Here is a 26,106-nt window from a genome sequence, read left to right as displayed (position 1 = left end):
ATGAACCGATCGAACCCATCCGTCGTCGTGTTGGCGGGCGTCGTGTTGGCGGGCGCCGTTCTCGCCGCCTGCGGAGAGTCGCCGCCGGCCGACCCGGCTGACCTGGCTAACTTGGCTGACCTGGTCCTGGTGGACGGACGCGTAATCACGCTAGACGCGGAGAGCCGCGTCGCCGAGGCGGTCGCGGTGCGGGGCGAGCGGGTAATGGCCGTCGGTTCGACGGCGGAGATCGAGGCGCTCGCGGGCCCGGAGACCCGCCGCGTCGACCTCGGCGGACGCGCGATGACGCCGGGCCTCATGGACGCGCACGTCCACTTCGCCAACGGGGGCGCGAACCGGCTGTACCGGCTCGATCTCAGCTATCCGAACGTGGAGAACATCGCGGACGTGCAGGGCATGGTCGCGGAGCAGGCCGGACGGCTGGCCGGGGGCGAATGGGTGCGTGGCGGCGGCTGGGACGAGGGGAAGCTCGAGGAACTGCGCTACATTTACGCCTCCGACCTCGACGCCGTGGCCGCGGGACAGCCCGTGTGGCTGGCCCATACGATGGGCCACTACGGCGTGGCCAACTCGCTCGCCCTCGACTTGGCCGGCATCACCGCGGAGACGCCCGATCCCCCGGGCGGCACCATTGACCGCGATGCGGCCGGGCAGCCGACCGGCGTCCTCAAGGAGTCCGCGATGGGTCTCGTGACCCGCCTCATCCCGCCGCTCGGTCCCGAGGAGCGGCGCGAGGGGATCCGTTCGCTCGCCGACGCCTTCAACGCCGAGTGCATGACGGGCGGCAAGGACCCCGGGATCGGCCGGCGCGCGTGGGCGGCTTACAGCGACGTCCTCGCCGACGGCGACCTCACCGTCCGCATCTTCGCTCTGTGGGACGGCCGCAACGGGACGCTGGACGAGGTCCGCGCCTACGCCGACAGCCTCGCGACCTTCACCCGCCCGTACGAGTCGACGGGCGACGATCGCCTCATCCCCGGCGGCGTCAAGCTGTACATCGACGGCAGCGGCGGCGCCCGCACGGCCTGGCTGTACGAGGACTGGAACCGGGAGCGCACGGGGACCGACACGGGCAACCGCGGCTATCCGACGATGGACCCGGACGAACTGCGCCGGCGCTTCCGGGCCTATCACGACGCCGGGCTCCACGTCTCCATCCACTCGATTGGGGACCGCGCCATCGACTGGACCGTCGACAGCTTCACCGAGGCGCTCGAGGCCACCCCCACGCGCGGACTTCGGCACGGGATCATCCACTCGAACATCCCCACGGACCGCGCCCTTGACGCGATGGCCGAACTCCAGCGGGAGTGGCAGGCCGGCTACCCGGAGCCGTCTCCCACCTTCACGTGGTGGATCGGCGACACCTACGCCGGGAACTTCGGGCCCGAGCGAACCCTGCGCCTGAACCCGTTCAAGTCGTATCGGGACCGGGGCATGATCTGGGCGAGCGGCTCCGACTTCTTCGTGACTCCCTACCCGGCGCGCTACGGCGTGTGGGCCTCGGTCGCCCGCCAGCCGCTGCTCGGCGTGTACGGGAGCGACCCGTACGGCACGGCCGAATCCGTCGACGTCGAGACGGCCCTGCGCTCGTTCACGACCTGGGTAGCCCACCAGATGTTCCTCGAGGAAAAGGTCGGGACGATCGAGCCCGGCAAGTACGCGGATCTCGCGGTCTGGGATCGCGACCCGCTCACGGTCCCGACGATCGAACTGCGGGACATGGCGTGCGAGATGACCGTCTTCAACGGCGATGTCGTCTTCGACCGTGCCGGCGCCCGCGCGCCATGACGCGCTCGCAGCGTTGCCGTGCGATCCCGGAGAGTTGGCGGCCGGACCTCCACGCGACCCTCCTCTTCATCGTGCGGGGAGGCGAAATTCTCCTCATCCACAAGAAGCGCGGCCTTGGCGCCGGCAAGCTGAACGGAGCCGGGGGCAAGGTCGAACCCGGCGAGAGCACGCTGGAGGCCGCAATGCGGGAGTTCGAGGAGGAACTGGGTGCGCGGCCCGTGGCGCCCCGGCAGGTCGGGGAGGTGGGATTCGAGATGCTGAGCGCCATGTCCATCCTCATCCACGTGTTCCGGTCGGACGCGCTGGAAGGAGAGCCCGTCGAGACGAGCGAAGCGATCCCCGTGTGGACGCCCGTCGACGACATCCCGTACGATCGGATGTGGGAAGACGACCGCCACTGGCTGCCGCATGTGATCGAGGACTGCCCGTTCGAGGCCTACGCGCGTTTCGAGGGCGACGACATGGTGCACTGCCAGGTGGCCCGCCTCTCCGATACCGAACGCTTGCAATGGAGATGAATCCGATGGCGACGACGTCGCAAAACGCGGTCCCGGTTCGTGCCGCGCTCCTGGCGCTGGCCAGCCTCACGTTCCTGATCGCCGCTCCGGCGCGGGCGCAGCAACGATCTCTGCTCGGCTTCGGAGCCGAATCGTCCGCCGCGCAACTCGCCGCCGAGGCCCGCCTCGACGAGAGCGTGCGCTCCGAGAACCTAGAGAGGTGGATGGAGCGCATGACCCGCGAGCCGTTCTACGTGGGCGCGCCGTACAACTACGAGAACGCGATGTTCGTCGCGGAACAGTTTCGCAGTTGGGGCTACGAGGTCGAGATCGCGGAGTACGAGGTCCTCTTCCCGACGCCGCTCACGCGGCACGTGGAGATGCTGGAGCCCGAATCCTTCGTGGCGTCGCTGGAAGAACCCGAGATCCCGGAGGACGGGACCTCCGGCGTGGCGGGCCGCCTCCCCACCTACAACGCCTACTCGGCGGACGGCGACGTGACGGCGGAACTCGTGTACGTCAACCAGGGGATCCCGCGCGACTACGAGGAACTCGAGCGCATGGGGATCGACGTGGCCGGGAAGATCGTCATCGCCCGTTACGGCGGGTCGTGGCGCGGCATCAAGCCCAAGGTGGCGCATGAGCACGGGGCTTTGGCGACCATCCTTTATTCCGATCCGCGGGACGACGGCTTCTTCCAGGGGGACGCCTATCCGAAGGGGCCCTACCGCGCCGAGTTCGGCGTCCAGCGCGGGGCGGTGCAGGACATGCCGCTTCATCCGGGCGACCCGCTGACGCCGGGCGTCGGGGCGACGGCCGACGCCGAGCGGCTGACGGTCGAGGAGTCCCCGACCGTGATGAAGATCCCGGTCCTCCCGATGTCGTGGGGCGACGCGCTGCCGCTGCTGCGGGCGCTCGAAGGGCCGGTGGCGCCGGCGTCGTGGCGCGGCGCGCTCCCGATCACCTACCACGTCGGCCCCGGCCCGGCGAAGGTCCGCGTCCACCTGGAGTTCGACTGGGGGCTGGAGACCGCGTACAACGTGATCGCCACCCTCCCCGGATCGGAGTTCCCCGACGAGTGGGTGATCCGCGGCAACCACCGCGACGGCTGGGCCATGGGCGCGGCGGACCCGATCAGCGGCACCGTCTCGATGATGGAGGAGGCGCGCGTCATCGGGGAACTGGCGCAGGCGGGGATGCGGCCCCGACGCACGATCGTCTACGGCTCGTGGGATGCCGAGGAACCCGGCCTGCTCGGCTCGACCGAGTGGGTCGAACACCACGCCGACGAACTGCGCCACAAGGCCGTCGCCTACATCAACACGGACGGGAGCGGCCGCGGCTTCCTGAGCATGGGCGGCTCGCATACGCTGCAGAGCTTCATCAACGACGTGGCCCGCTCGGTGACCGACCCGCAGACCGGCGTCTCCGTGTGGGAGCGGCTCCACGCCGCGCGGGCCGTGGGCGGTTCGCGCCGCGCGGACGACGGCTCGGACATCACGATCAGCCCGCTCGGCTCGGGTTCGGACTACACGCCCTTCCTGCAGCACCTCGGCATCGCGTCGCTGAACCTGAGCTTCGGGGGCGAGAGCGGCGGCGGGTCGTACCATTCACAGTACGACTCGTTCGACCACTACACGCGCTTCGGAGATCCCGGCTTCCAGTACGGCGCGGCGCTCGCGAAGACGACGGCCCGCGCCACGCTGCGGCTGGCCAACGCGGACGTCCTCCCGCTGCGGTTCTCGCCCTTCGCGGCCAACGTGAAGACGTACCGCGACGAGGTGATGGCGCTATTGGACCAGACGCGCGAGCAGACCGGGCGCCGCAACGCGCTGGTCGCCTCGAACGCCTACTCGCTCGCGGCAGATCCGACGAAGACGTATGTGCCGCCCGAGGCGCAGGACGAAGTGCCGTTCCTCAACTTCGCCCCGGCGCAGAACGCGATCGCGCGCCTGGAGGCGAGCGCCGCCGCGTACGATGCGGCCTATGACGCCATGCGGGCATCTCACGCGGCGGCCGGCGGCGGGTCCGGCGACGCGGACATGGGCGAGCATGCGGACGTGCAACGCCGGCTGAACGCCGCCCTCATCCAGACCGAACGCCTCATGACGCGCGAGGACGGCCTCCCCCGCCGCAACTGGTTCCGGCACCAGATCTACGCGCCGGGTTTCTACACGGGCTACGGCGTGAAGACGCTCCCGGGCATCCGCGAGGCGATCGAGGAGCGCGCCTGGGACGAGGCGTCCGCGCAGGTGGAGCGCCTCGCCGGCACCCTCAACGGCCTCGCCGACAAGATCGACGAAGCGACCGCCCTGCTCAGCGGCTGAAGGGACTTTATGTTGAGTCGTCCCGCGCGCAGAACATGATGTCGGAAGGTGAAAGGGCCGGCATGACGGTAGGCGTCGACGAGATCATGTCCGGGGCCGAGTCCTCGATCCGGCTGAAGCGTCAGGCCAAGATCGAAGCGTGGCGGGACGGAGCAGCTCCAGAGCGGACGGAACACACGCTGTATCTCGGCGATGCCCGAGACATGCCCGAAGTCCGGGAGCCGGTCCATCTCGTCGTCACATCGCCGCCCTACTTCAACCTCATCGACTACGATGGCGGCCGCCAACATCTCGACGGGCGTGTGCTCCGCGAGGTAGATCGGCGCACCCTTTTTCCGGCGCTTCCGCAGCCGGGCGATCTTGGCGGCGGGTCCAGATTGGGCCTTGGCAACCTGGCGGAGGCCCGGATCGTGCGACTCCACGCCAAGCACCGTTAGTGGGCGGTTTAGCGCCGTGTAGCCAGCCCAGCGCCTGAGGCCCCGCATCAGAACAGCCAGCCCAAGAAGTTCACCGCGTCCACCCAGGGGCTCGTGCCTTGGGCCAGGAGCGCGCCGGGCGCCGAATGGCTACAGCGCCGTGCCGGAGGCCGATACTCGGCTGGGGTCGGGCGCGGGGGCTTGGAGCGGTGACCTGCGGGAGTCCAAAGAGGCGTGGCTGTTCGCCGATTCGCTCATCCGCCACGAATTCCGGGCGCAGCCCGGCGACCTGTGGATGATCGGCGTGGACGGGGACTCGATGGAGCCGCTCCTTTCAAGCGGCGACCGCATCCTGATCGGCGTGAGCCGGATGGTGCCGGTGCCGCCCGGGATCTTCGTCATCTGGGACGGCGTGGGACTCGTCGCAAAGCGGATCGAGCACGTGCCGCACTCCGAGCCACCCCGCGTGGTGCTCAAGTCGCTCAACCCCGAATACGACAGCCACGAATGCTCCGCCGAGGAGGTCCGTGTCGTCGGACGCGGCGTCTGGGTCTCCAGAAGGATGTAGGGCGCGGCGTTCAGGTCGCATCCGACTGCACGATCCCGGAGTCGGCGGAACGGACTTCGCACCACGCGGTCGCTCCGCGAAGGACGTGCGTTATATTGACGGATTCGATCCAACCTAGAGATGGAAGCCATGAACAGCTTGCCCACGCAGACCGGGGGGACTGTCGGCGCGGACGGCGATTCGCCCGGCTAATGGCTTGGCTGGCATGGACGCTGCGCCGGTTGGCCCGCGAGGCCTTGCGGAGATCCGGAGCCTGCGGTTTCCGGCGGGGCGCGGCAGGTAACGGATGAGTCGCCGCGAGCGGCTGGTGCGGACCATCCTCGGCGGCCACCACCTCTTCGACAAGGAGGGTGTCGTGGAGATCGTCAACCTTCAAAGCCGGGGCGGCCACGCCAAGCCCTACCAGGTGAGGCAGGTTCGGCGGTTGATCCTCAAGTACAAGCTGGGAGCGGACGACTGATGTACAAATACGAAATCATCCTTTACTGGAGCAACGAGGACGAGGCTTTCGTCGCGGAGGCTCCCGAGTTGCCCGGGTGCATGGCGCACGGGGACGATCAGGAGACGGCGTTGGGGAACATCAAGGATGCGATGCGGTTCTGGATCGACCGGGCACGGGAGTTGGGGCGGCCCGTCCCGGAGCCCAAGGGCGAGCGCCTGATGCTCGCCTGAACTCGTATAATGCAACCTTCACAGCTACCGCATGAGGCAGCACGCCGATGTCTTCAACACCCTCCGCAACAACCCCTCGACCACGGAGGCCGAGACGTCACCTTGAGGCTCGTCCCCTCCGGCCGTCGACCACTGCGCCTCGGATGTCGTCGGCTGGCACGTTGCGAAGAAGGGCGACCGCTGGGCGGCGCTGGAGCCGGTGCGGCAGGGCGTTCACGCCCACGTGGGAGGCTTCGCGAAGGCGATCGCCGCGGGCCTCGGCCTCCGGCACAACTGGGGCTCACAGTACCGGGCGAGAGCGTTCCAGGCGGACATCAAGTGGCTCGGGATCCGCTCCACGCCGGCGTACGTGGGCGAGCCCGAGTGCAAGGCCGACATCACCGAACACGCCAAGATCGAGACCCTCGGCAAGTCGACCGTCGAGCTATTCCGGGGTCTTCCCCTCCGCCACACTCCAGCCGAGGGCCCCGGCTTCGAGGCTGTGTCGTTGGTCGTCGTCGATTTCGACAATCTGAGAAAGAACCCCGGCCTGCCGTATGGAGCCCCCCGCCCCGCAGACCCGAAGCTCGTTACGGGAACTCCGGCGCCCCAGACGGGTGACCCCATGCACTACGCGACGATGATCCGCCGGATCTGCGACGCCTACGAAGACCGCTGGCAACGAAGCACCCGCTGACTGACTACCTGGCGGCGGCCTGGGCTCTCAGGGCGGCGACCCGCTCCTCCGTGGGTGGATGGGTGGTGAAGAGGGACGTGAGACCGCGCCGTCGTCCGGCGAAGGGGTTCACGATCGCGAGTGAGGCGCCGGCCGGGTTCACGTCCATCGGGATGCGGCGGGCGCCCGACTCGAGGCGCTTGAGCGCGCCGGCCAAGCCCATTGGATCGCCCGTGATCTCGCCCCCGGTGCGGTCCGCCTGAAACTCGTTGCGGCGGCTGATCGCCATCTGGATGATGACGGCGGCCAGCGGCGCGACGATGGCCATGACGAGCATGCCGAGCGGGTTGTCGCCATCGTCGCGTCCCCCGCCGAAGATAAACCCCCAGCGGGCGATGGAGGCGATCATCGCGATGGCGCCCGCCATCGTCGCCGCGATCGTGCCGACGAGCATGTGCCGGTGCTTGATGTGGGCGAGTTCGTGCGCGATGACGCCGTCCAGTTCGCGGGGCGGGAGCGCCCGCAGGATCCCCTCCGTGAAGCAGACGACCGCATGCGCCGGATCGCGGCCCGTCGCGAACGCATTGGGTTGCGGCTGCGGTGAGATGGCGACGACCGGCGCGGGCAGCCCCGCCCGCTGCCTCAGACGCTCCACCCGGTCGTACAGCTCCGGCGCCTGCGACCGGTCGACGACCTGCGCCTTGTACATGCGCAGGACCACGCGGTCGCTGAACCAGTACATCCCGAAGTTCATGGCCCCGGAAAGCACCAGGAACAGGATCGCTCCCTGCTGCCCGAACAGCATCTGGCCGGCGAACACCAGGAGAAGCGTCAGGCCCGTCATAAGGCCGAATACTCTGAACATCCGCGATACCCCTCTATCCGTTAGCTGTCGTTACGCCTCCGCCGCGAGCAGGTCGCAGAAGACGAACCCGTCCCGTTCCACCACATCGCCGCGTGCCACCGGGATCGGCCGCGGCAGGATCGGACCGTCCCACACGAACGTATGGAACTCCCCGTGCTCCCCGCATGGATCCACGCCCTCCGGAAGATCGGCGACGAAGGACGCGTCGAAGGCGCGGCCCGCGAAGGAGGCATCCAGCACCGCAGGGTTGACGCACACCGCGACCGCCTTGAACCCGTCCCGGATGAAGGAACGCGCGAGCGCCGCCGTCGGTTGCTTCCAGATCGGAAAGAAACATTCCAATCCCGAGGCCGCGAGTTGCCGTTCGCGGTACTCGCGGAGGTCCTCGAGGAAGATATCTCCGAACGCCACGCGACGGATCCCGTCCTCGTAAAGGCGGTCGAAAGCCTCGCCCATGGCGCGTTCGTAGATCTCGTTCGAGGACTGCGGCGGGACGACGACCTCCACCAGGGGGATGCCGATGACCGCCGCCTGGTCGCGCACCAGCGCGCGCCGCACGCCGTGCATGCTGACCCGGTCGTAGGCATCGGTCACGGTCGTGATCAGGGTCTCGACCCGGCAGGCTCCGGACTGCTGCAGCGCGTGCAGGGCCAGGGCGCTGTCCTTGCCGCCGCTGAAGCACATCGCGATGCGTTCGCTCACTCGAGAACGGTCGCCTGGAACGCCCCGGTGAGCACGCGGCCCTCCCGCTTCACCTGCACCCAGATCGTGTACTCGCCCGGCTGCGGGAACGCGAACGGGAACTCGACCACGCCCGTACGAACATCCGCCCCGCCGCCTGCCATCGGGGATCCATCGGGCGTGAGCACCGCCAGCGAGCCCATCGAAATCGAGCCCGCGGGGTGCAGGTGCACGAACACCGCGCCGTCCTCCCGCGTGAGCGCGGCGTGGCTGCGCATCCCCATGTAGGGCTCGAGCTCAGCCGGCTTTTCGTCGGGATCCCAGAGCCTGAACGCGAGGACCGTCTCCTCGTCGACCCGAAGCTCCTGGTCCCCCTGCCATTCGAGGATCGAGCCATCGTCCAGCCGCGTCTCCGAACCCGGCCCGGAGAGCGCAACCGGAACGCCCGTCCACGCGGAGTCGTCCGGGTCGCGCGCCAGGCCCGCGGGCGACCCCGGCAGGACGTCCTGCGCCTCCGGGACCGCGCCCGGCTCCCCGGCGACCGCGAGCGCCGCCGCGTCGACCGTCACCGTATCGACCACCGTCTGCGCGAAACCGGATTCCTGGACGATGTCGCCGTAGATCCGGTACTCGCCCGGCGGCAGGTCGGGCCACGGAACGCGGAAGGTGGACGAGTCCACCGGGACCGGATGCACGTGCGCGAACGCGTCCATGCCCGGCGCTCCGACGACGAACATGTGCATCAGTTTGCCGTGGTCCGGCACGAGCGGGCTCCAGTTCCGGCCCCGCCAGGCCGGGTCCGTGATCGCGATCTCGAGGGCGGGCGTCCCCCCGTCGCGCACGATCGCGCCCTCGACGGCGAGGCGCTCGAAGATGCCGCTTCGGATCTCCCGGTCGACCGCCTCCCACCACAGGTTTCCGAGATAAAGGAGGCCGGCGACGCCCACCGCGGTGGCGGCCATGGCGATCCGGGCGCGCCGGCGTTGCCGGGAACCCGCCGTCTCCCCGGCAGGAATCTGGCTTTCCCGCACCGCGGCCCCCGTAATCGAAACCACCCCGGCGACCAGGAGCAGGGCGAGCGCGGCCAGGATCCAGCCGAGCCCCGCCGGCAGGTCGCGCACCCCGAGCATGACGGACGTCACCGGGACCGAGACCTCGCCGGCGCCGAGGTCCCCCTCCACCGCGACCTCGACCCGGTACGCGCCCACTGTCATGAGCCACAGTTCGGCGGCGTACAGGTCCGGATCGCCCGCCACGGAAACGGCCTCGTCCGGCGGCGGCGCCCCGCCTTCCGGGGCCGCGTCCCAGCGCACGGGGCGCACGGTTACCCGGTCGACGCCGCCGCCGGGCACCCGGACGGAGATCTCCGCCAGCCCCGGGATGACCTCGGGAGGACGGATGATGACGGAGACGGGGTAGGGGCCCGCCTCGCCCGCGAAGAACACGTTGTTGCTCCCGACGTGCCCCGTCGCGACGACGTACAGCCCGGCCACGAACGCCGCCGCCCGTGCAAGGCGAGCGGCCCGGCCGCGCCTCACCGGCGGACGCGCAGCCACCAGTTCCCCAGCCACAGGCCCGAGCGGGCCGAGACGAACGCGACCGGCAGCGCCCCCCACGCCCCGCCCACGAAACGCGCCGCCGAGAACTCGCCCCCGAGGTACGGCCCGCCGTGCCAGAACACGTGCTGCCAGGCGCCCGGCGCGGCCGTGTACCCCCACGTGTCGCCCTGGAAGAAGTGGTTCCGCGCCCCTTCCGAGAGCATGAAGTCGGCAAAATACCACTGAATCACCCCGAAGATTCCCACGAAGACGAGGCCGCCCACGGCCGCGATCTTCCAGTCCGTCGACGCGCGGGCCGGCGCCCCATCCGGCGCGGAATACCGCCGCAGGAGGAGGTCGATCGCGATCGCGGGCGCGAACAGTAGGAGCGGGAACTCGGACGGTTGCATGTGGGTGACCGGACGGAGGATCGGCGCCAGCATCGGCTCCGCCGGGAAGAGCGGCAGCACCCACATGATCGCCAGCGAGACCCCGGTATAGACCAGCGCCGCGCTCGTCGCCGGCCAGCGCATCTGCCCGGCCCGCCCTATGGCGAAGAGGAGGACGGGGAAGACCGCCGCCATGACGAGATGGAACGTCGCCCCGTGCATCTGGTTCGGGAACGTGTACTCCAGGAGCAGGACGGAGAGCGTCAGGATCAGCATCGCGGCGCTGAACACGTACGCCCACGCGAGCTTGCGCCGGCCCGTCTCGGAGGCGCGGTTGTGCCACGCCAGCGCCATCAGCAGGGCGCCGACCTGGATCGCGCAGATCCCCAGCGCCAGGACCACATGCGGCGGACTCAGGATCTCCACGTCGAGCCCGTACGCGTTGTGCCACCAGTCGTCGAGCGGCGCGGACGTGAGCATGGCGATCGCGCCCCAGATCGCCACCCAGGCCCCGAGCGGCGCACGGAACCCCCACAACCGTACGGAGCGTCCCACCTCCGCGTCCGTCCCGGAAAACGTCGTCTTGAGCGCGAGCCACCCGCACGACAGCCCCGCCGCCAGCCCGCCCGCGTAGACCAGCATGTGAGCGGGCGTGAACAGCGTGTCCCGCCCGATCGTCCGGTGCCACGAGATGTCCCAGGTGATGCCCACGATCACGGCCGCCGAGGCGAACAGGACCGCGCTCAGATACCACGGCATGCTGTCCGCCGACTCCGCCGCGCCCTCGCGCCCCGCGAAGACCGAGGTCGAAGCTACTGTCGATTCCATCGCGTTCCCATCGCGTTCCCCTGAATTCCTGCCATCCGCCGCCTGCCGCTCAACGGGCCGCAGGCTATCGACACACCTATTCTACCGTCCGAAGATAGGTCTGGTCCCCGCGAGATGCAGGAGAGACGCAGCAGATGCAGGAGATCCCCTTGAGACCAATGAGATTCCGACGCCTCCGCGCGATCGCCCCCCGCCGCGGCTTCGCCGTCGCGGTCCTCGCCCTCTGTGTTGCGGCCTGCGCCCAGGCGGACCCCGCGGCGGGCCCAGCCGCCTCCGACGCGTCCCTCACTTCGCTCACGCCGGACCAGATCGACGCGATTCACGCCATCGCCGCCGCGCCCATCGAGGCGGGCCGCGCGGCTGGCATGTCGTTCGCGGTCGTGCGCGGAACCGACACGCTCCTCATCGAGGAATTCGGCCACGCCGATCTGGAGCTCAACGTGCTCACGCCCCCGGACGCCGTCTACGAGGTCGGCTCCGTGACCAAACAGTTCACGGCCGCTGCCATCCTCCTCCTGCGGGAGGAGGGGACGCTCTCGCTCGACGACCCGCTCACGAAGTGGCTGCCCGACTACCCCGTCGGGGGCCGGAACGTGACCGTCCGGCAACTCCTCGACCACACCTCGGGCATCAAGGGCTACACCGAGATGGAGCATCTCTGGGTCGAACTCGCTCCCCTCGAACTCCCGCGCGACACGCTCGTCACGCTCTTCTCCGCGGAGCCGTTCGAGTTCGAGCCCGGCACGGCGATGACCTACAACAACTCGGGTTACTTCCTCGCCGGACTCGTCATCGAGGCGGCGAGCGGGATGAGCTACGAGGACTTCGTCGAGGAACGCCTCTTCGCTGCGGCGGGCATGGAGAACTCCCGCTACTGCCACAAGGATGAACTCACCCCCAACCGTGCGAAGGGATACGAGCCGGGCGACGACGGGCTGCACCCGGCGCCCTATCTGGACCACCAGTGGCCCTACGCCGCGGGATCGCTCTGCTCCACGGTGCGCGACCTCGTCGCGTGGAATCAGGCCCTCCACGGAGACGGAGAGGGCGGCGAGATCCTGACTCTCGAGAGCTATCGACTGATGATCACGCCGGAGCCCCTGCTCGACGGCACGAACCTGCGCTACGCCAAGGGCCTCGCGATCACGAACCGCGACGGGACCCCGCGGATCGGGCACGGGGGCGGGATCTTCGGCTACGTTACCGACCTGCGCTACCTGCCGTCGGAGGACCTGTCGATCGCCGTGCTCATCAACACGGCCGGCGGTGCCTCCTCCGGCGGGATCGCCGGCCAGATCGAAGACGTGGTGCTCGGGGCGCCGGCGGAGCCCGCCACGGCGCCCTTCGAAGGGGATCCCTCGCCCTACGCGGGCCGCTACGAAGGCCCGGCCCGCGGCCAGCGCATCACCGCGCTGGTGGCTGCCGCGGACGGCCAACTGACGATCGACACGGGAGGCGGCGAGTCGGCCGCCCTCTCGTGGCTCGGTGGAGATGAGTTCGCCGATGGGCGCACCCGCTACCGCTTCATCCGCAGAGGAAATCCCGAAAGCGCCGGTGGCGGAGCATCCTTCGATGAACTTCGCATGGACGTCGTTTCGGGACACTTCGTCCTGCGGAGGGTTTTTCAGTGATCCGCAGCAGCAAGGAGATCTCCGCGCCGAAAGCTCGTGGGTGACCGTGCCAAAGCGGGCCCGTAGCTTCGGTTTCGGGATGGACGGTGATTCGGCGTCGCTCCTACGATCCCGCGAATACACAGGCGAACGGACACGCAACCATGCATGACGGGTGCAAAGAAATCATCAGAGATATCGTCGAGCGCATCGACACGGGTGAATTCCGTTCCGAGACAGATGTACGAAGGGGTATCGTCGACCCCCTCTTGCAGGAACTCGGCTGGCCGGTTTCCCGCCCGCGCGTCGTGGAGCGGGAATACCAGGTGGAAGACGGGAGGGTTGACTACGCGCTGTGCCCCAAGGGAAAGCCTCTCGTATTCATCGAGGCCAAAAGGCCGAGGGGCGTGTCCGACACTGGGCGGAAGCAGCTCTTCCGGTACTGTGCAGCGCACGGGGTGCCGATGGCGGTCCTTACGGACGGACGAGAGTGGCACTTCTACCTTCCCCTACGGCAGGGAACTCTCGCCGAACGGCGTCTACCCCCGATCGACCTTTCCTCTGACGCGACCGAGGTTTGCCGGAAGCTCAGTCGATACCTCGTACAAGGTGTGGTCACCAGCGGAAAGAACATCGAAGCGGCCACCAACGATCTAGAACGGATGCAGCTGGAGAGGGTTTGCGAATCAGTGTGGCGTGACCTATTTCAGCGGCCACAAGACGATGCCCTCGACATGTTCTTGAGTGCGCTAGGAAGAAAAGGAGTGGTCGATCCACCCCGGACTGCAGTCGCAGGGTGGCTCCGCACAAGGGCGACAGGGGAGACGCCTGCTCCGCCGTCACCGCCTCTGCCGCCGCCACCTCCGCCGCCACCACCTCCGGTACAGCCCGACCCCGCCCCGATCAGTCGACATACGGTAACGTGCTTTGGAGAGGTGGCTTATCTTCGGTCGGGAGTCGATGTTCTCGTTAAGGCGTTCAGTTGCCTCGCCGAGAGAGATCCGCATTTCCTTCGGCGATACAGTGATAAGTATCCCGGGCGCAAGAAACTGCGTGTCGCAAGGACGAGGCGGGAAATACACCCGGACGACCGAGTCTTGAGGGAACGATGCCGTAGGCTTCCCGGAGGATGGTGGATTGACAGTAACTTAAGCAACTTGACGAAGGAGCAGTGGATTCGGCAGGCGTGCGAAGAAGCCGGAGTCAGGTTCGGACATGATCTGAGGATCAAGTTCTCGCGCCCGAAACCCAGGCGTAGCTCTGAGGGTGCGCGAGATGATGTCTAGGAGACGGATCATTCACAGGGCCCCCGATGATCTGCGTGCGAGTGCAAGCCAGAAGGGCAGGCTGACGCAGCTGTTGCCCTTGCGTTTCGCCCGTGTCGGGGGGGTGATGTCCGCCGCCGCCGTGTCGGTGTTGACATTCGCGAGACCGATAATGGCGCAGGATCTGACGACGCTCGTCGCGACCGAGACGAGCGAACTCGCGGCCGTCGTCGAGCGCTACCGCACGGACCGCACGGCGCTCGGCCGCCGCTGGAGCGTTCCCTATTCGCCCGACCGCAACCAACGCTTCCGCGACTTCTTCTCGGATTGGCGACAGCGGGTCGACGCGCTCGACTTCGAGTCCCTCACCCTCGAAGGGCGCGTGGACTACGTCCTCCTCATCAATGACCTCACGTATCAACTGGATCTCATTGAGCGCGAGGCCCGCCTCGCGGCGGAGATGAACGGGTTCATCCCCTTCACCTCTCTCATCGTCGAACTCGAGGAACGGCGCCGACGCCGCGAGCCGGTGGAATCCGAGGCGGCGGCGGCCCGTCTCGCCGACCTTCCGGCCGGGGTCCGGACGGCGCGCGCAGCCGTCGAGGCGCGGCTGGCCGATGGATCGGACGTGTCCCGCATCGTTGCTCTGCGAGCGGTGACGACGCTCGCCGGGCACACCCGCCTGCTGGAGGACTGGTACGAGCACTACGCCGGCTACGACCCCGTCTTCACGTGGTGGAACGAGGATCCGTACGCCCGCGCCAAGGCCGCCCTCGACGACTACGCACGCTTCCTGCGCGAGACGGTCATCGGCTACCGGGAGGGGGAGGACGAACCGATCGTCGGCGATCCGATCGGGGCGGAGGGTCTCGCGGCGGATCTGCGGCACGAGATGATCCCGTACAGCCCCGAGGAGCTCATCGCGATCGCCGAACGGGAGTACGCCTGGTGCGAGGAGCGCATGATCGAGGCCTCGCGCGAACTCGGTTACGGGGACGACTGGCGGGCGGCGCTGGAGTACGTGAAGACGCTGCACCGCGACCCCGGCGACCAGCCGCAGATGATCCGGGAACTCGCCGACGAGGCGCTCGCCTTCGTCACCGAGCGCGACCTCGTCACCGTCCCCCCGCTCGCCGACGAGATCTGGCGCATCGAGATGATGTCCCCGGAGCGCCAGAAGGTGTCGCCCTTCTTCCTCGGCGGGGAGGTGATCCAGGTCTCCTTCCCGACCGACGGGATGGAGCACGAGTACAAGCTCATGAGCATGCGGGGGAACAACGAACACTTCTCCCGCGCCACCGTGCACCACGAACTGATCCCCGGACACCACCTGCAGGGGTTCATGACGAGCCGCTTCAACTCGCACCGCGGCGCGTTCTCGACCCCGTTCTGGGGCGAGGGGTGGGCGCTCTACTGGGAGATGCTGCTGTGGGACCTCGGCTTTCCGTCCACCCCCGAGGACCGGATCGGCATGCTGTTCTGGCGCATGCACCGCACGGCCCGGATCATCTTCTCCCTCTCCTTCCACCTCGAGCGCATGACCCCGCAGGAGGCCATCGACTTCCTCGTCGAGCGCGTGGGGCACGAGCGCGCGAACGCCGAGGCGGAGGTGCGGCGCAGCTTCAACGGCTCCTACTCGCCGCTCTACCAGGTCGCCTACATGATCGGCGGCCTCCAGATCCGGGCCCTGCACGAGCAACTGGTTCAGTCCGGTGAGATGACGAACCGCGCCTTCCACGACGCGATCCTGCAAGGCGGACGCATGCCCGTCGAGATGGTGCGCGCGCGCCTGCTGGGAGAGGCCCCGCCGAAGGACTTCGAGTCGGAGTGGCGCTTCCAGGGCGACCCGCTCCGCCGCACGACCTCCGAGGAGCCGACGTCGCCCGCGCCGACCTCCCGCCCGACCCCGCAGGAGACGGCGAACTGACGCGCTGAAAGGAAGACCCATGGCTCGCGACCCGCAGTTGACGGCGATCACCGGCACCCTCCTGGCTCTGAGCGCCGCGGCCGGCGGCGGGAGCGTGCTCCACGCGCAGAACGCCGGCGAAGACGGCGGCAACGGCGGCGCCCTCTCGATCGACCAACTCCTCTCCATCGAGTCCGTGGTCGGGGGGGCGCCGTCCTGGTCGCCGGACGGCTCGGCGATCCTGTTCGAGTCCGGGCTCAGCGGCGGGCTCACGACCCTGCCGCCCGCAGGCGGCTTCCCGACGCGCGTGCCGGTGGACATGGGCGGCTCCGGCCACTTTCTCACGTCGCAGATGCCGGGCTGGTCCCCGTCCGGGACCTGGATCTCCTACGTGTCGGACAAGAGCGGCGCCTCCGAAATATGGCTCTGGTCCACGAGCGATGGCGCCGACGTCCAACTCACCGACCTCGGGGCCCGGATCAACTCGATGAGCTGGGCCCCGGACGAGCGTTCGATCGTCTTTGCCGGCGACCGCTACGGGAACTACGACATCTGGAAGGTCGACGTCGCGACCCGGCGCGTGGACCGCCTCACCGAGGACAAGCGCTACGAAGTCTTCCCCGCTTGGACTCCGGACTCACGCCACATCCTCTACGTCCGTCTCGACGACGCGTGGGAGGACCACGACGTGATCGAGGTCGACGCGACGGGCGCGAACCCGCGCACGGTGATCGAGGACCGCGACTTCTTCGACTACGGGGCGGGGGCGACGTTCGGCTATCCGAGCGTGTCGCCCGACGGAGGCTCGGTCCTCTTCCGCTCGCACCGGAGCGGCTGGATCAACTACTGGCTCGCGCCGAGGGATGGGGGAGAGCCGCGCCCGGTCGCCCCGGCCGAGGCCGACCAGAGCGCCGCCGCGTGGTCGCCCGACGGGCGCTGGATCGCCTACACCGAGAACCACAACGGACACCACGACCTGCGCGTGGTATCGGCGGACGGGGGCGAGCCGCGGGTGCTCGTGTCACCGAAGGGCGGCGTCGCGTCGAGCCCCTCGTGGTCTCCGGACGGCCGGGCGATCGCGTACCTCCAGGAGAGTCTCCAGCGCCCGCGCGACCTCCACGTCGTCTGGCTCGAGGACGGGAACAGCCGGCAACTCACGTCGTCCATGCCCGCCGGCAACTTCGCCGGCCGGCTCGTCGCGCCGGAGAAGATCCGCTACGAGAGCACGGACGGATACTCGATCCCGGCTTACCTCTATCGGCCGCCGGGAGCCGCGCCCGGCGACGGCCTCCCCGGCGTGATGTGGATCCACGGGGGTCCCACGTCGCAGTTCCACGACACCTTCCAGCAGCACGTCCAGTTCTTCGTCCAGCGGGGGTACGTCGTGCTCCTGCCCAACATCCGCGGGAGTTCGGGCTACGGGAAAGCGTTCGCCGACGCGAACAACGGCTGCTGGGGCCACTGCGACCTGGAGGACGTCGTCGCGGGGGCCGACTACCTGCGGGCGCTCCCGGAGGTCGACCCGGAGCGGATCGGAGTCACGGGGACGAGCTACGGCGGCGTGATGAGCATGTACGCGGTGGCCTTCGCGCCGGACGCCTTCCGCGCCGCGATCCCGGGGTCCGGATACACGGACTGGGTCCACTTCTACCATGGCGAGAACGAACTGCGGCACATCAAGCTGCTCGACCACGAACTCGGCCCGTTCGAGACGAGCGAGGACGTATGGAGCCACAGTTCGTCGATCTCCCACGTCGCCGACGTCGCCACGCCGATCCTCCTCGTGCACGGCGTGGGCCGCTATCCGGGCTCCGACCAGTCCGAGATCTTCGCGCGGGCGCTGGAGAACCACTACAAGCCGTTCCAGTACAGGACGTACCCGAACGAGAACTACTACGTGTACGGGAAGGCGAACCGCCGCCGGATGCTCCTCGACATGCTCGACTTCTTCGAGCAGTTCCTGAGGGACGAATGACGACGCCGTACGACGGAGCGGGCGGTAACCGGGCGTGAGGACCCGCGTCCGCTCCACGCCCTTCTTCGCGGCGACCTTCCTCCTCGCGGGATGCGAGCGCGTGGAGACCGTCCCGTCCTCCGATGTCGGGGCGGGCGCCATCGCCGCCCGGGCCGCAACCGGGGCCGGCCCCGTCGAAGTGGCCGTCGAGACGAGCCAGGGGGTGTTCGTGATCGCGGTGCACCCCGAGTGGGCGCCGCAGGGGGCCGAGCGGTTCCTCACCCTCGTCGACTCCGGCTACTACGATGACGCCCGCTTCCACCGCGTCGTCCCGGATTTCATCGTCCAGTGGGGGCTGGCGGGCGACCCGGCCATCACCGCCGAGTGGATGAACGCCTACATCCCGGACGATCCCGTCGTCGCCTCCAACACCCGCGGCCGGATCGCCTTCGCCTTCACCGAGCCGGGAACCCGCGCGACCCAGGTGTATATCAACCTCGTGGACAACGTGCGCCTCGACTCGACGGGTTTCGCCCCGTTCGGCGAGGTTGTGAGCGGCATGGAGGTTGTGGACGCGCTCTACTCGGGGTACGGAGAGGACTCCGGCGGCGGGCTGCGGCGAGGCGACCAGAGCCGCATCGTCGCCGAGGGCAACCTCTACCTCGACCGGGAGTTCCCTCTCCTCGACCGCCTTATCCGAGCTGTCCCGCGGCGGGGCTCGGCTGCGAGGCGAACGCGACCTTCGTCGGCCGCTCCCGGTCACGCCGTTCGCTGGCCGCCCACGAATGGATCGATCACGCGCACCCCGCCGTAGTCCTGTTCCGAACTCAGATCCTCCGAGTAGACGGCGTCACATCCCAGGGTGCGGGCCGCAGCCAGGATCGCGCCGTCCCAGTACGACAGGCGATAACGGAGGCTGATTGCGCCGGCCGTCTGGAAGAGGTCCGGGGTGACAGGCTGGACGGGCAAGAGCATGAGGGGCCGGACAAACTCCATGGCATCCTCATGGACCATCCTGCCCGGTCGATGGGGATGCGTTGCCTGATAATAGAACTCCTGGAGCACCTGCGCGGACAAGCAGAGATCGGGATCGGCGAGCAACTCACGCGCACGAACGCGTTTGTTCTCCTCCTCCGGCAACCGACTGACCGCGTACAACAGCACGTTGGTGTCGAGGAAACGCACGGTTACTCCGTCCCCTGCCACATGTCGCGCAGACGTTCCCGCTCGGATTCCCTCCTCGCTTTGTCACGGTTGTACAGTTCCTCACGAGTCAGGTTGTCCGACATTCGCAACCCCACCCCACGGGCGTCGAAGTCTTCGAATACGTCGTTCAGGCGCCGACGTCGGCGCTCCAGCGGCGTTTCGAACCGTCTATCCGCGCCCGGCGTGCCGCCGACCCGGCCAGCTTCGCCGGTTGCGAGGCTTCTGCGGTACCGCCGCACCAGCGCGGAGACCGACGTGTCCAACTCCGCAGCGCGGATGCGAGCCAGTCGGTGGGTTTCCTGATCGACGGATACCGTAATGTTCCTCATGTCACAACCTCACAGGTTCTGTGAGGCACACTTATTTACATGGCGAATGGAGCGCAACCGAGTCCGACTCACGCGGAAGCCGTCTTCTCCAGGCGAATCAGTTGCTCGGCGCCCGCAGCACCCCAGCTGAGGAGTTCGTCGAGTTCTGTGCGCGTGAAGGGGGCGCCTTCCGCCGTCCCCTGCACCTCGACGAGGCGTCCGTCCTCGAGGTAGACGAAGTTGAAGTCGACGTCGGCGGCGGCGTCCTCGATGTACTCCAGGTCCAGCCTCGGCTCGCCGTCCACCATCCCCGCGCTGATCGCGGCGACCCACTGGCGAAGGGGGCTGGCCTCCAGCGCGCCGTCCGAGACCAGCCGCTGGAAGGCCATCTCGAGCGCCACGCACGCCCCCGTGATGGAAGCCGTGCGGGTGCCGCCATCCGCCACGAGGACATCGCAGTCCACGGTCACCGTGCGTTCGCCCAGCGCGGCGAGGTCGACGGCCGCCCGCAGCGAGCGGCCGATGAGGCGCTGAATCTCCTGCGTGCGACCCCGCGCGCCACGACGCTCTCGCCGGGTGCGCTCGGCCGTGGCCCGGGGCAGCATGGCGTACTCTCCCGTGACCCAGCCGCCCCGGCCCTCGCGCCACGGCGGGACGCGTTCCTCGACGGAGGCCGTGCAAAGCACGCGCGTCATCCCCATCGTGATCGTGCACGATCCCTCGGCGAACGGGGCGGTTCCCGTCTCCAGGGTCGTGGGTCGCAGGGCGTCCAGCGCCCGCCCGTGTGGACGTGCCGGCATGGGGCAGCCTCGGTCGAAGGTCGAAAAGGGAGAACCGATGAACGTCGAACGCGTTGAGAGTATGCCGGCCGCGATCCCGCTGCGATGGCGGATCGCCGCGGCGTGTCTGGTGCTGGCGGGCGTGACGGCGGCCTGCGCGCCGGGCGACGCCCCGGAGGCGGAAGCGGAGATCGTCCCGACGAGCGTGCTGTTCACCGGGGCGACGGTGATCGACGGGTCCGGGGAGGCCTCGTTCGTGGCCGACGTGGCCGTGGAGGGCGACCGAATCTCCTTCGTGGGCGCCGCCGCCGCGGCCGAAGTCGCGATGCGGGACACGATCGCGCTCGACGGTCTGCTGCTCACGCCCGGCTTCATCGACATGCACAGCCATATCAACGTCGACGAGGCGTACGGGCTTCCCGCCGTCGAGTTCCTCACGCAGGGGATCACGACCGGCGTCATCGGCGTCGACGGCGCGAGCAGCACCGACCTCGCCGCGCGCTACGCGGACCTCGAGGGATCCGGCGTCGGGAAGAACATCATCTCCTACATCGGACACGGCTCCGTCCGCGAGGCGGTCATGGGCATGGACGACCGCGCCCCGACCGCGGCGGAACTCGACGAGATGAAGGCGCTCGTGCGGAAGGGAATGGAGGATGGCGCCTTCGGGCTTTCGACGGGTCTCTTCTACACGCCCGGCTACTACGCGGAGGCCGGCGAGGTCATCGAACTGGGCCGGGTCGCGGCCGAATACCCGATCGGCGGGGAGCACGCCCCGGTCTACGACACGCACGACCGGGACCTCGGGGCGGCCTACCAGGGGGTCGGCTACCACGAATCGATCCGCGAGGCGATCCACATCGGGGCGGAGTCCGGACTCAGGACGATCTTCAGTCACTTCAACGCGCAGGGCGCCCACCTCTACGGACGTGCGGCGGAGGGCGCCGCGATCATCGACTCGGCGCGCGCGGAGGGTCTCGAAGTGGCGGGGGCGCAACACGTCTACACGTCGACGATGTCGAGCCTGCGCGCCTACACGATCCCGCGCTGGGCGCAGGCCGGCGGACCGGAGCAGATGGTGCGCCGCTTCGCGAACGCGGATACGGCCCGGATCCTCGACGTGCAGACGATGGAGATGCTCGAGATCCGCGGGGGGCCGGAGAAGATCGTGTTCGCCGACGCGAGGCCCGAGTTCAACGGCAAGACGCTGGCGGACGTGGCGGCGGAGCGCGGCCTACCCGTCCCGGAGGCGGTGCGGGAGATCATGTCCGAGTCGAACCCGTGGGTGATGAACCGGGAACTGTACGACGTCGAGAACACGCGCTACCTCGCCACGATGCCGTGGATGATGACGTGTACGGACGGCGGGACGCCCGCCCCCGGGGCCGAGATCGTCCATCCGCGCGTCTACGGGGGCTTCCCCAAGAAGATCAAGGACTTCGTGGACCGGGACGGAGCCATCGGGCTCCCCTTCGCGATCCGCAGCATGTCGGGCCTCGCGGCGGACTTCCTGCGCCTCGACGACCGCGGCTACATCCGGGAGGGTCTCGTCGCCGATATCGCGGTCATCGACCTTGACCGTTTCACGGACCGGGCGACGTACGACGATCCGCACCAGTTGTCCGAGGGCGTCGTGCATCTGCTCGTGAACGGCCGCTTCGCGATACGCGACGACGAAGTGACCGGCGAACTTGCCGGCCGCCCCCTGCGCCGACCCTGACGGCCGCGGACTGACTCGTCGGGGGCATCCATCCGCCGGGCCATCTCCGAGTCCGGCGGACCGGTGCCCGTGCCGACTCGGCTCGTGGCCTGCGTCGAGCGGCGACGCACCCTTTACGGAACACGTAACAGAGCTTACGATCCCCGCACATGATTCGAAGCTTCAAGGACCGGAGGACGCGTCGTTTTTTCGAGGGGCAGCGCGTCGCGGCATTTCAGGGTTTCTCGGATCAGGCCGTACGCCGACTCACCATGCTGGACAGCGCGGAAACACTCCGAGACCTGGCCGCACTGCCGAGCAACCGGCTGGAGGCACTGCGAGGCGACCGTACCGGTCAGTACAGCATTCGGATCAATGCACAGTGGCGGATTTGCTTCCGCTGGACCGATGATGGGCCGTACGAGGTGGAGATCATCGATTACCACTGAGGGCATGTGACATGAACGCGAAGAGCGGCATGAGACCCGTACATCCGGGCGAAATCCTGCGCGAGGAACTAAGCGAATTCGGGCTGTCAGCGAACGCTTTGTCGAAAGCACTTGGCGTGCCTGTCAACCGGGTGACGATGATCCTCAACGGCCAGCGAGGCGTGAGTGCGGACACGGCACTCCGGTTGGCCCGGTACTTTGGAACGACGGCGCAGTTCTGGCTGAACCTGCAGAAAACCTGGGAACTTCGCCGAGCGGAGATCGAGGCGGGTCGCGAGATCGCCAGGCAAGTGACGCCGCGGCATGCGGCGGTATAGCGGCGGCGTGGACCAACCGCGCTTCGCAGCGCCCGCAGCGGCCCTTCTCGCGTTCGCCATCCTTCCGGGGGCAGTGGCAGCGCAGACGGGACTCGTCATCGAGGACGGACAAGCGCAGATCGTCCCCGCCTTCGCGGATTCGTCGACGTGGGTCCGCCACGACCTGTGGGTCGAGACGGAGTTCGATTCCGACGGCGACGGCCGGCCGGACCGCGTGCACGTGGACGTGACCCGCCCCGCGCAGACCGAGAGCGAGGGGCTCAGGGTCCCGGTCATCTACGAGACGAGCCCCTACTACTCGGGCGTCGCCGGCATCGACTTCGCGCACTTCTGGGACCTCCGCCAGGAGGTGGGCGGCGAGCCGCGGCGGCGCGATCCCTTCCCGCCCACGATCCGCCACATCCCGAGCCAGCCGAGGATCTCGAACTCGCACGTGGCGACCTGGGTGCCCCGGGGGTTCGCGGTCGTCCACTCGCAGTCGCCGGGCACGGGGCAGTCGCAGGGGTGTCCGACCGTGGGCGGCGCGAACGAGTCGCTCGCGCCCAAGGCCGTGATCGACTGGCTCAACGGGCGGGCGCGCGGCTTCGCGAGCGTCGACGGAGACGAGGAAGTCGAGGCCTCGTGGGCGACGGGGAAGGTCGGGATGACGGGCACCTCCTACAACGGGACGCTGCCCCTGGCGGCCGCGACGACCGGGGTCGACGGTCTCGAAGCGATCATTCCGGTCGCGCCGAACACATCCTACTACCACTACTACCGCTCCAACGGACTGGTGCGGGCGCCGGGCGGATACCCGGGCGAGGACGTCGACGTCCTGTTCGACTTCATCTTCAGCGGTTTCCCGGAGGTCCGCGACTACTGCCTCGCGAACGTGCGCGACGAGATGACGGCGCAACTGGACCGGGTGACCGGCGACTACAACGACTTCTGGGCGGGCCGGGACTACCTGAACCATGTCGACGGCGTGCGCGCGGCCACGCTCATGAGCCACGCCTTCAACGACTGGAACGTCATGCCGGAGCACAGCTACCGCATCTCGATGGCGCTGCGGGAGCGGGGCGTGCCGCTCCAGATCTTCTATCACCAGGGCGGGCACGGGGGCCCGCCCCCACTGGAACGCATGAACCGCTGGTTCACCCGCTACGTGGTCGGCGTCGAGAACGGCGTGGAGGACGACCCCGCGGCGTGGATCGTCCGAGAGGGAGACGACCCGCGGGAGCCCACGCCATGCCCGAGCTATCCGCACCCCGAGGCCGAGTCCGTGACGCTCCGTCCGGGCGGCGACGGGCACTGGACCGGCACCCTCTCCGTCGATGTCCCGGCGACTACCGGCGGTGCGGGCCATGGAACCGGGACGATCGTCGACAACTTCTCCTTCGCGGGGGACCAGCTCGCCGCGGCGGAGTGGTCGAACCACCGACTGCTCTACGCCACGCCCGAACTGCGCGAGGATGTCCATCTCTCGGGCGTCGCCACCGTCCGCGTGCGCGTGTCGGCGGACGCGCCCGCGGCCAACCTGTCCGTGTGGCTGGTGTCGCTGCCCTGGACCGGGAGCGGGGAGATCAACGACAACCTCATCACGAAGGGCTGGGCCGATCCGTCCAACGCTGGCGCCGAGGAGATTGCCTCGCCCCGCACAGGTACCAGTCTCACCCCGGGAGAGTTCGTCGAAATGGAGTTCTCCCTGCAACCTGACGACCAGGTGATCCCCGCCGGGGCCCGCATCGGCCTCATGGTCTTTTCCAGCGACCGGGATTTCACGCTGCATCCCGACCCCGGCACGGTGCTGACCGTCGACCTGGGTGAAACCCATCTCTCGCTGCCCGTCGTGGGTGGGGCCGCGGCGCTACGCCGCGCGCTGGGGGTGCCCGCTTCGCAGTAGCGGTCTTCCGGAAGCGGCTCGCGTAGACAACCCTCCACCGGAATCGGGTTTCTCCAAGAGGAGTGCTTTAGGCCGCGGGCATCAGCCATCGGCCATCGCCAGCTTGGGACACACGCCGGGGGGCAGCATGCGCGTTCAATCGGGTCTTCTCGCTGTCGGACTCCTTTGCGGCCTCGGCGCCTGTGCCCGCCAAGGCGCGGATCCGAGAGATGCGGCCCGGAGCACGGTTCAAGTCTCCGATTCCGCAGGTGTGACGACCATCTCCCTGGGCCCGGTGGATGAACTGCCGGCGCCCGAACTGGCGACCGATCTCCTCTTCTCCACCCGGGAACTGGCGGTCGAACTGTTCTGGGTCGGCGATGCCCTCCTCCTCGGAAACGGCGGCCTCGCGGTGGCCAACACAGGCGCGAGCGAAGTGCTGCTCTTCGCCGGCGACGGTTCGCTGGGTCGCCGGGTGGGCGGGCAGGGCGAGGGACCGGGCGAGTTCGGCAGCGTTACGACGCTCCTCGGGACGGACGCGGGATTTCTGGCTTACGATGCGCGGCTGGCCCGCCTCAACGAGTTCACGGAGAGCGGGGAGTTCCTCTCGTCGTCGCCTCTATCCGCCCAGAGCGCCATCGTGGACCTGAGACCGCTCGCGACAGACGCCGCCGGCCGCATGCTCGCGATCCTGGGAGAGCAGCGGTTCTTCGCCCCGGAGGGGATGAAAAGGGATACGACCCCTCTGCTTTCGTTCCCGGATCTCGACGCCGATCCGGACACGCTGGGACTGCTGTCCGCCATGGAGTGGAGCTACGGCGCCGTTCCAGGGGGCGGGTTCACCCGTACCGAACCCGCGTTCGGGCGGGACATCGTCGCCAGCGGACTCGGGGATCGGGCCCTGGTCGGGGACACCGAAGTGTTCGGCCTCTCCATCTACGCGGCCGACGGGACGCTGACGCGCCGGATCCGCGGCTCGGGCGGCGGGTGGACCGTCACGGAGGAGGAAATCGGAAGTTGGAGAGCGGACCGCCTCGAACGCAGGGGTCCGGACGCCCCGGACTGGTACGTGGAATTCACCGAGAACGCCCCCTACCGGGAGACGCACCCGGCCTTTCACTCGGCCGTCCTGGGGCCCGGCGAGATGGTCTGGATCGGCCTTGCGACGCGCCCCGGCGAGGAGACCCGACGCTGGCTCGTCCTCGGTCCCGACGGACAGCCGAGCGGGTGGCTGGATCTTCCCGCGGAGGCGAGCGTGCTGGCGATCGCTGCCGACCGCTTCGTTGTCCTCCAGCGCAACGCGCTCGACGAAGAGGACGTGCGGCTCTACCGCTACGATCTCGGCCCGTAGCCGGGGTCCATAGCCGCCGCCCCCGCCGGACCGCCACCCCGCTGCCGATCCCCCGCGGCAGCCGCCCGCGAAACCGCTCAGGATTGTATTCGTAAGCCTGATTCGGTATGCCTGTTCGGCCGATTTCATGCCGGACGGCCTCGATGACGGATGTAACCACGACGGATGTAACCA

25 protein-coding genes are annotated in these 26,106 nt (G+C 68.6%); 18 read left to right on the top strand and 7 right to left on the bottom strand.

What is annotated here, in order from left to right; all coding sequences use genetic code 11:
- From ACOGXI_RS11555 to ACOGXI_RS11520, 8 genes are all read left to right on the top strand, one after another.
- Positions 1-1,791, top strand: a complete 1,791-nt coding sequence (locus ACOGXI_RS11555) for an amidohydrolase (RefSeq protein ID WP_419938996.1) — start codon at positions 1-3, stop codon at positions 1,789-1,791.
- Positions 1,788-2,309, top strand: coding sequence for an 8-oxo-dGTP diphosphatase (locus tag ACOGXI_RS11550; RefSeq protein WP_419938995.1), 522 nt, complete (start codon positions 1,788-1,790; stop codon positions 2,307-2,309). The genes ACOGXI_RS11555 and ACOGXI_RS11550 overlap by 4 nt, the downstream gene beginning before the upstream one ends.
- Positions 2,310-2,314: 5 nt before the next feature.
- Complete coding sequence (locus ACOGXI_RS11545) at positions 2,315-4,615, top strand: M28 family metallopeptidase (protein WP_419938994.1); 2,301 nt, start codon at positions 2,315-2,317, stop codon at positions 4,613-4,615.
- Positions 4,616-4,677: 62 nt separating this feature from the next.
- Positions 4,678-5,052, top strand: coding sequence for a hypothetical protein (locus ACOGXI_RS11540; RefSeq protein WP_419938993.1), 375 nt, complete (start codon positions 4,678-4,680; stop codon positions 5,050-5,052).
- A gap of 139 nt (positions 5,053-5,191) precedes the next feature.
- Entirely contained in the window at positions 5,192-5,599 is a 408-nt protein-coding gene (locus tag ACOGXI_RS11535; RefSeq protein ID WP_419938992.1) for a S24 family peptidase, read from the top strand.
- 286 nt (positions 5,600-5,885) lie between these two features.
- Positions 5,886-6,059 (top strand): hypothetical protein, encoded by a 174-nt coding sequence (locus tag ACOGXI_RS11530; protein WP_419938991.1) that lies wholly within the window; start codon positions 5,886-5,888, stop codon positions 6,057-6,059.
- Entirely contained in the window at positions 6,059-6,271 is a 213-nt protein-coding gene (locus ACOGXI_RS11525) for a type II toxin-antitoxin system HicB family antitoxin (RefSeq protein ID WP_419938990.1), read from the top strand. Before ACOGXI_RS11530 ends, ACOGXI_RS11525 begins: the two co-directional genes overlap by 1 nt.
- Before the next feature lie 199 nt (positions 6,272-6,470).
- The gene (locus ACOGXI_RS11520; protein ID WP_419938989.1) at positions 6,471-6,947 is read left to right on the top strand and encodes a hypothetical protein; all 477 of its coding nucleotides are present in this window, start codon (positions 6,471-6,473) and stop codon (positions 6,945-6,947) included.
- Between the two features lie 4 nt (positions 6,948-6,951).
- Here ACOGXI_RS11520 and ACOGXI_RS11515 read toward each other — a convergent pair whose 3' ends face one another.
- Genes ACOGXI_RS11515 through ACOGXI_RS11500 form a run of 4 tightly spaced genes read right to left on the bottom strand, consistent with a single transcriptional unit; the run spans position 6,952 to position 11,227 of the window.
- Positions 6,952-7,791: a zinc metalloprotease HtpX gene (locus ACOGXI_RS11515; protein WP_419938988.1), complete on the bottom strand. Its 840-nt coding sequence runs from the start codon at positions 7,789-7,791 to the stop codon at positions 6,952-6,954.
- Positions 7,792-7,821: 30 nt separating this feature from the next.
- Complete coding sequence (locus ACOGXI_RS11510) at positions 7,822-8,493, bottom strand: ATP-binding protein (protein WP_419938987.1); 672 nt, start codon at positions 8,491-8,493, stop codon at positions 7,822-7,824.
- A complete protein-coding gene (locus ACOGXI_RS11505; protein WP_419938986.1) occupies positions 8,490-10,028 on the bottom strand; it encodes a hypothetical protein in 1,539 nt (512 codons plus the stop codon). The genes ACOGXI_RS11510 and ACOGXI_RS11505 overlap by 4 nt, the downstream gene beginning before the upstream one ends.
- On the bottom strand, positions 10,007-11,227 hold the full coding sequence (locus ACOGXI_RS11500) for a hypothetical protein (protein ID WP_419938985.1): 1,221 nt from the start codon (positions 11,225-11,227) through the stop codon (positions 10,007-10,009). Before ACOGXI_RS11500 ends, ACOGXI_RS11505 begins: the two co-directional genes overlap by 22 nt.
- A 158-nt stretch (positions 11,228-11,385) precedes the next feature.
- On the opposite strand from ACOGXI_RS11500, the gene ACOGXI_RS11495 reads away from it, so the two are divergent.
- From ACOGXI_RS11495 to ACOGXI_RS11475, 5 genes are all read left to right on the top strand, one after another.
- Positions 11,386-12,858, top strand: a complete 1,473-nt coding sequence (locus tag ACOGXI_RS11495; protein WP_419938984.1) for a serine hydrolase domain-containing protein — start codon at positions 11,386-11,388, stop codon at positions 12,856-12,858.
- Positions 12,859-13,001: 143 nt separating this feature from the next.
- Positions 13,002-14,123, top strand: coding sequence for a type I restriction endonuclease (locus tag ACOGXI_RS11490; protein WP_419938983.1), 1,122 nt, complete (start codon positions 13,002-13,004; stop codon positions 14,121-14,123).
- Between the two features lie 151 nt (positions 14,124-14,274).
- Positions 14,275-16,029 (top strand): DUF885 domain-containing protein, encoded by a 1,755-nt coding sequence (locus ACOGXI_RS11485; protein ID WP_419938982.1) that lies wholly within the window; start codon positions 14,275-14,277, stop codon positions 16,027-16,029.
- A 19-nt stretch (positions 16,030-16,048) separates the two neighbouring features.
- Positions 16,049-17,983, top strand: a complete 1,935-nt coding sequence (locus ACOGXI_RS11480; RefSeq protein ID WP_419938981.1) for a prolyl oligopeptidase family serine peptidase — start codon at positions 16,049-16,051, stop codon at positions 17,981-17,983.
- Positions 17,984-18,017: 34 nt separating this feature from the next.
- On the top strand, positions 18,018-18,776 hold the full coding sequence (locus tag ACOGXI_RS11475) for a peptidylprolyl isomerase (RefSeq protein ID WP_419938980.1): 759 nt from the start codon (positions 18,018-18,020) through the stop codon (positions 18,774-18,776).
- Here the strand turns inward: ACOGXI_RS11475 and ACOGXI_RS11470 are convergent.
- The 3 genes from ACOGXI_RS11470 to rph form a co-directional block, all read right to left on the bottom strand.
- The gene (locus ACOGXI_RS11470) at positions 18,722-19,147 is read right to left on the bottom strand and encodes a PIN domain-containing protein (RefSeq protein ID WP_419938979.1); all 426 of its coding nucleotides are present in this window, start codon (positions 19,145-19,147) and stop codon (positions 18,722-18,724) included. The genes ACOGXI_RS11475 and ACOGXI_RS11470 overlap by 55 nt on opposite strands.
- A 2-nt stretch (positions 19,148-19,149) precedes the next feature.
- The gene (locus ACOGXI_RS11465) at positions 19,150-19,497 is read right to left on the bottom strand and encodes a hypothetical protein (RefSeq protein ID WP_419938978.1); all 348 of its coding nucleotides are present in this window, start codon (positions 19,495-19,497) and stop codon (positions 19,150-19,152) included.
- 68 nt (positions 19,498-19,565) lie between these two features.
- Complete coding sequence (gene rph / locus ACOGXI_RS11460) at positions 19,566-20,276, bottom strand: ribonuclease PH (RefSeq protein WP_419938977.1); 711 nt, start codon at positions 20,274-20,276, stop codon at positions 19,566-19,568.
- Between the two features lie 37 nt (positions 20,277-20,313).
- On the opposite strand from rph, the gene ACOGXI_RS11455 reads away from it, so the two are divergent.
- The 5 genes from ACOGXI_RS11455 to ACOGXI_RS11435 all read left to right on the top strand — a co-directional run bounded on the left by ACOGXI_RS11455 (position 20,314) and on the right by ACOGXI_RS11435 (position 25,932).
- A complete protein-coding gene (locus ACOGXI_RS11455; protein WP_419938976.1) occupies positions 20,314-21,975 on the top strand; it encodes an N-acyl-D-amino-acid deacylase family protein in 1,662 nt (553 codons plus the stop codon).
- A gap of 149 nt (positions 21,976-22,124) precedes the next feature.
- Entirely contained in the window at positions 22,125-22,403 is a 279-nt protein-coding gene (locus ACOGXI_RS11450) for a type II toxin-antitoxin system RelE/ParE family toxin (protein ID WP_419938975.1), read from the top strand.
- A gap of 29 nt (positions 22,404-22,432) precedes the next feature.
- Positions 22,433-22,720 (top strand): HigA family addiction module antitoxin, encoded by a 288-nt coding sequence (locus ACOGXI_RS11445; protein WP_419940191.1) that lies wholly within the window; start codon positions 22,433-22,435, stop codon positions 22,718-22,720.
- Positions 22,721-22,727: 7 nt separating this feature from the next.
- Entirely contained in the window at positions 22,728-24,602 is a 1,875-nt protein-coding gene (locus ACOGXI_RS11440; RefSeq protein WP_419938974.1) for a Xaa-Pro dipeptidyl-peptidase, read from the top strand.
- 250 nt (positions 24,603-24,852) lie between these two features.
- The gene (locus ACOGXI_RS11435; protein WP_419938973.1) at positions 24,853-25,932 is read left to right on the top strand and encodes a hypothetical protein; all 1,080 of its coding nucleotides are present in this window, start codon (positions 24,853-24,855) and stop codon (positions 25,930-25,932) included.
- Positions 25,933-26,106: the final 174 nt, after the last annotated feature.

It is taken from the genome of Candidatus Palauibacter sp. (genome assembly GCF_965208055.1).
GTDB lineage: Bacteria > Gemmatimonadota > Gemmatimonadetes > Palauibacterales > Palauibacteraceae > Palauibacter.
This window is presented reverse-complemented; position numbering and strand designations above follow the sequence as displayed.

Bases quoted from the DNA above. Each gene is read 5' to 3' on its own strand.
- ACOGXI_RS11555 (WP_419938996.1), top strand. From the start codon at position 1: ATGAACCGATCGAACCCATCCGTCGTCGTGTTGGCGGGCGTCGTGTTG.
- ACOGXI_RS11550 (WP_419938995.1), top strand. From the start codon at position 1,788: ATGACGCGCTCGCAGCGTTGCCGTGCGATCCCGGAGAGTTGGCGGCCG.
- ACOGXI_RS11545 (WP_419938994.1), top strand. From the start codon at position 2,315: ATGGCGACGACGTCGCAAAACGCGGTCCCGGTTCGTGCCGCGCTCCTG.
- ACOGXI_RS11540 (WP_419938993.1), top strand. From the start codon at position 4,678: ATGACGGTAGGCGTCGACGAGATCATGTCCGGGGCCGAGTCCTCGATC.
- ACOGXI_RS11530 (WP_419938991.1), top strand. From the start codon at position 5,886: ATGAGTCGCCGCGAGCGGCTGGTGCGGACCATCCTCGGCGGCCACCAC.
- ACOGXI_RS11525 (WP_419938990.1), top strand. From the start codon at position 6,059: ATGTACAAATACGAAATCATCCTTTACTGGAGCAACGAGGACGAGGCT.
- ACOGXI_RS11515 (WP_419938988.1), bottom strand. From the start codon at position 7,791: ATGTTCAGAGTATTCGGCCTTATGACGGGCCTGACGCTTCTCCTGGTG.
- ACOGXI_RS11500 (WP_419938985.1), bottom strand. From the start codon at position 11,227: ATGGAATCGACAGTAGCTTCGACCTCGGTCTTCGCGGGGCGCGAGGGC.
- ACOGXI_RS11495 (WP_419938984.1), top strand. From the start codon at position 11,386: ATGAGATTCCGACGCCTCCGCGCGATCGCCCCCCGCCGCGGCTTCGCC.
- ACOGXI_RS11490 (WP_419938983.1), top strand. From the start codon at position 13,002: ATGCATGACGGGTGCAAAGAAATCATCAGAGATATCGTCGAGCGCATC.
- ACOGXI_RS11485 (WP_419938982.1), top strand. From the start codon at position 14,275: ATGGCGCAGGATCTGACGACGCTCGTCGCGACCGAGACGAGCGAACTC.
- ACOGXI_RS11480 (WP_419938981.1), top strand. From the start codon at position 16,049: ATGGCTCGCGACCCGCAGTTGACGGCGATCACCGGCACCCTCCTGGCT.
- ACOGXI_RS11465 (WP_419938978.1), bottom strand. From the start codon at position 19,497: ATGAGGAACATTACGGTATCCGTCGATCAGGAAACCCACCGACTGGCT.
- rph (WP_419938977.1), bottom strand. From the start codon at position 20,276: ATGCCGGCACGTCCACACGGGCGGGCGCTGGACGCCCTGCGACCCACG.
- ACOGXI_RS11455 (WP_419938976.1), top strand. From the start codon at position 20,314: ATGAACGTCGAACGCGTTGAGAGTATGCCGGCCGCGATCCCGCTGCGA.
- ACOGXI_RS11450 (WP_419938975.1), top strand. From the start codon at position 22,125: ATGATTCGAAGCTTCAAGGACCGGAGGACGCGTCGTTTTTTCGAGGGG.
- ACOGXI_RS11445 (WP_419940191.1), top strand. From the start codon at position 22,433: ATGAGACCCGTACATCCGGGCGAAATCCTGCGCGAGGAACTAAGCGAA.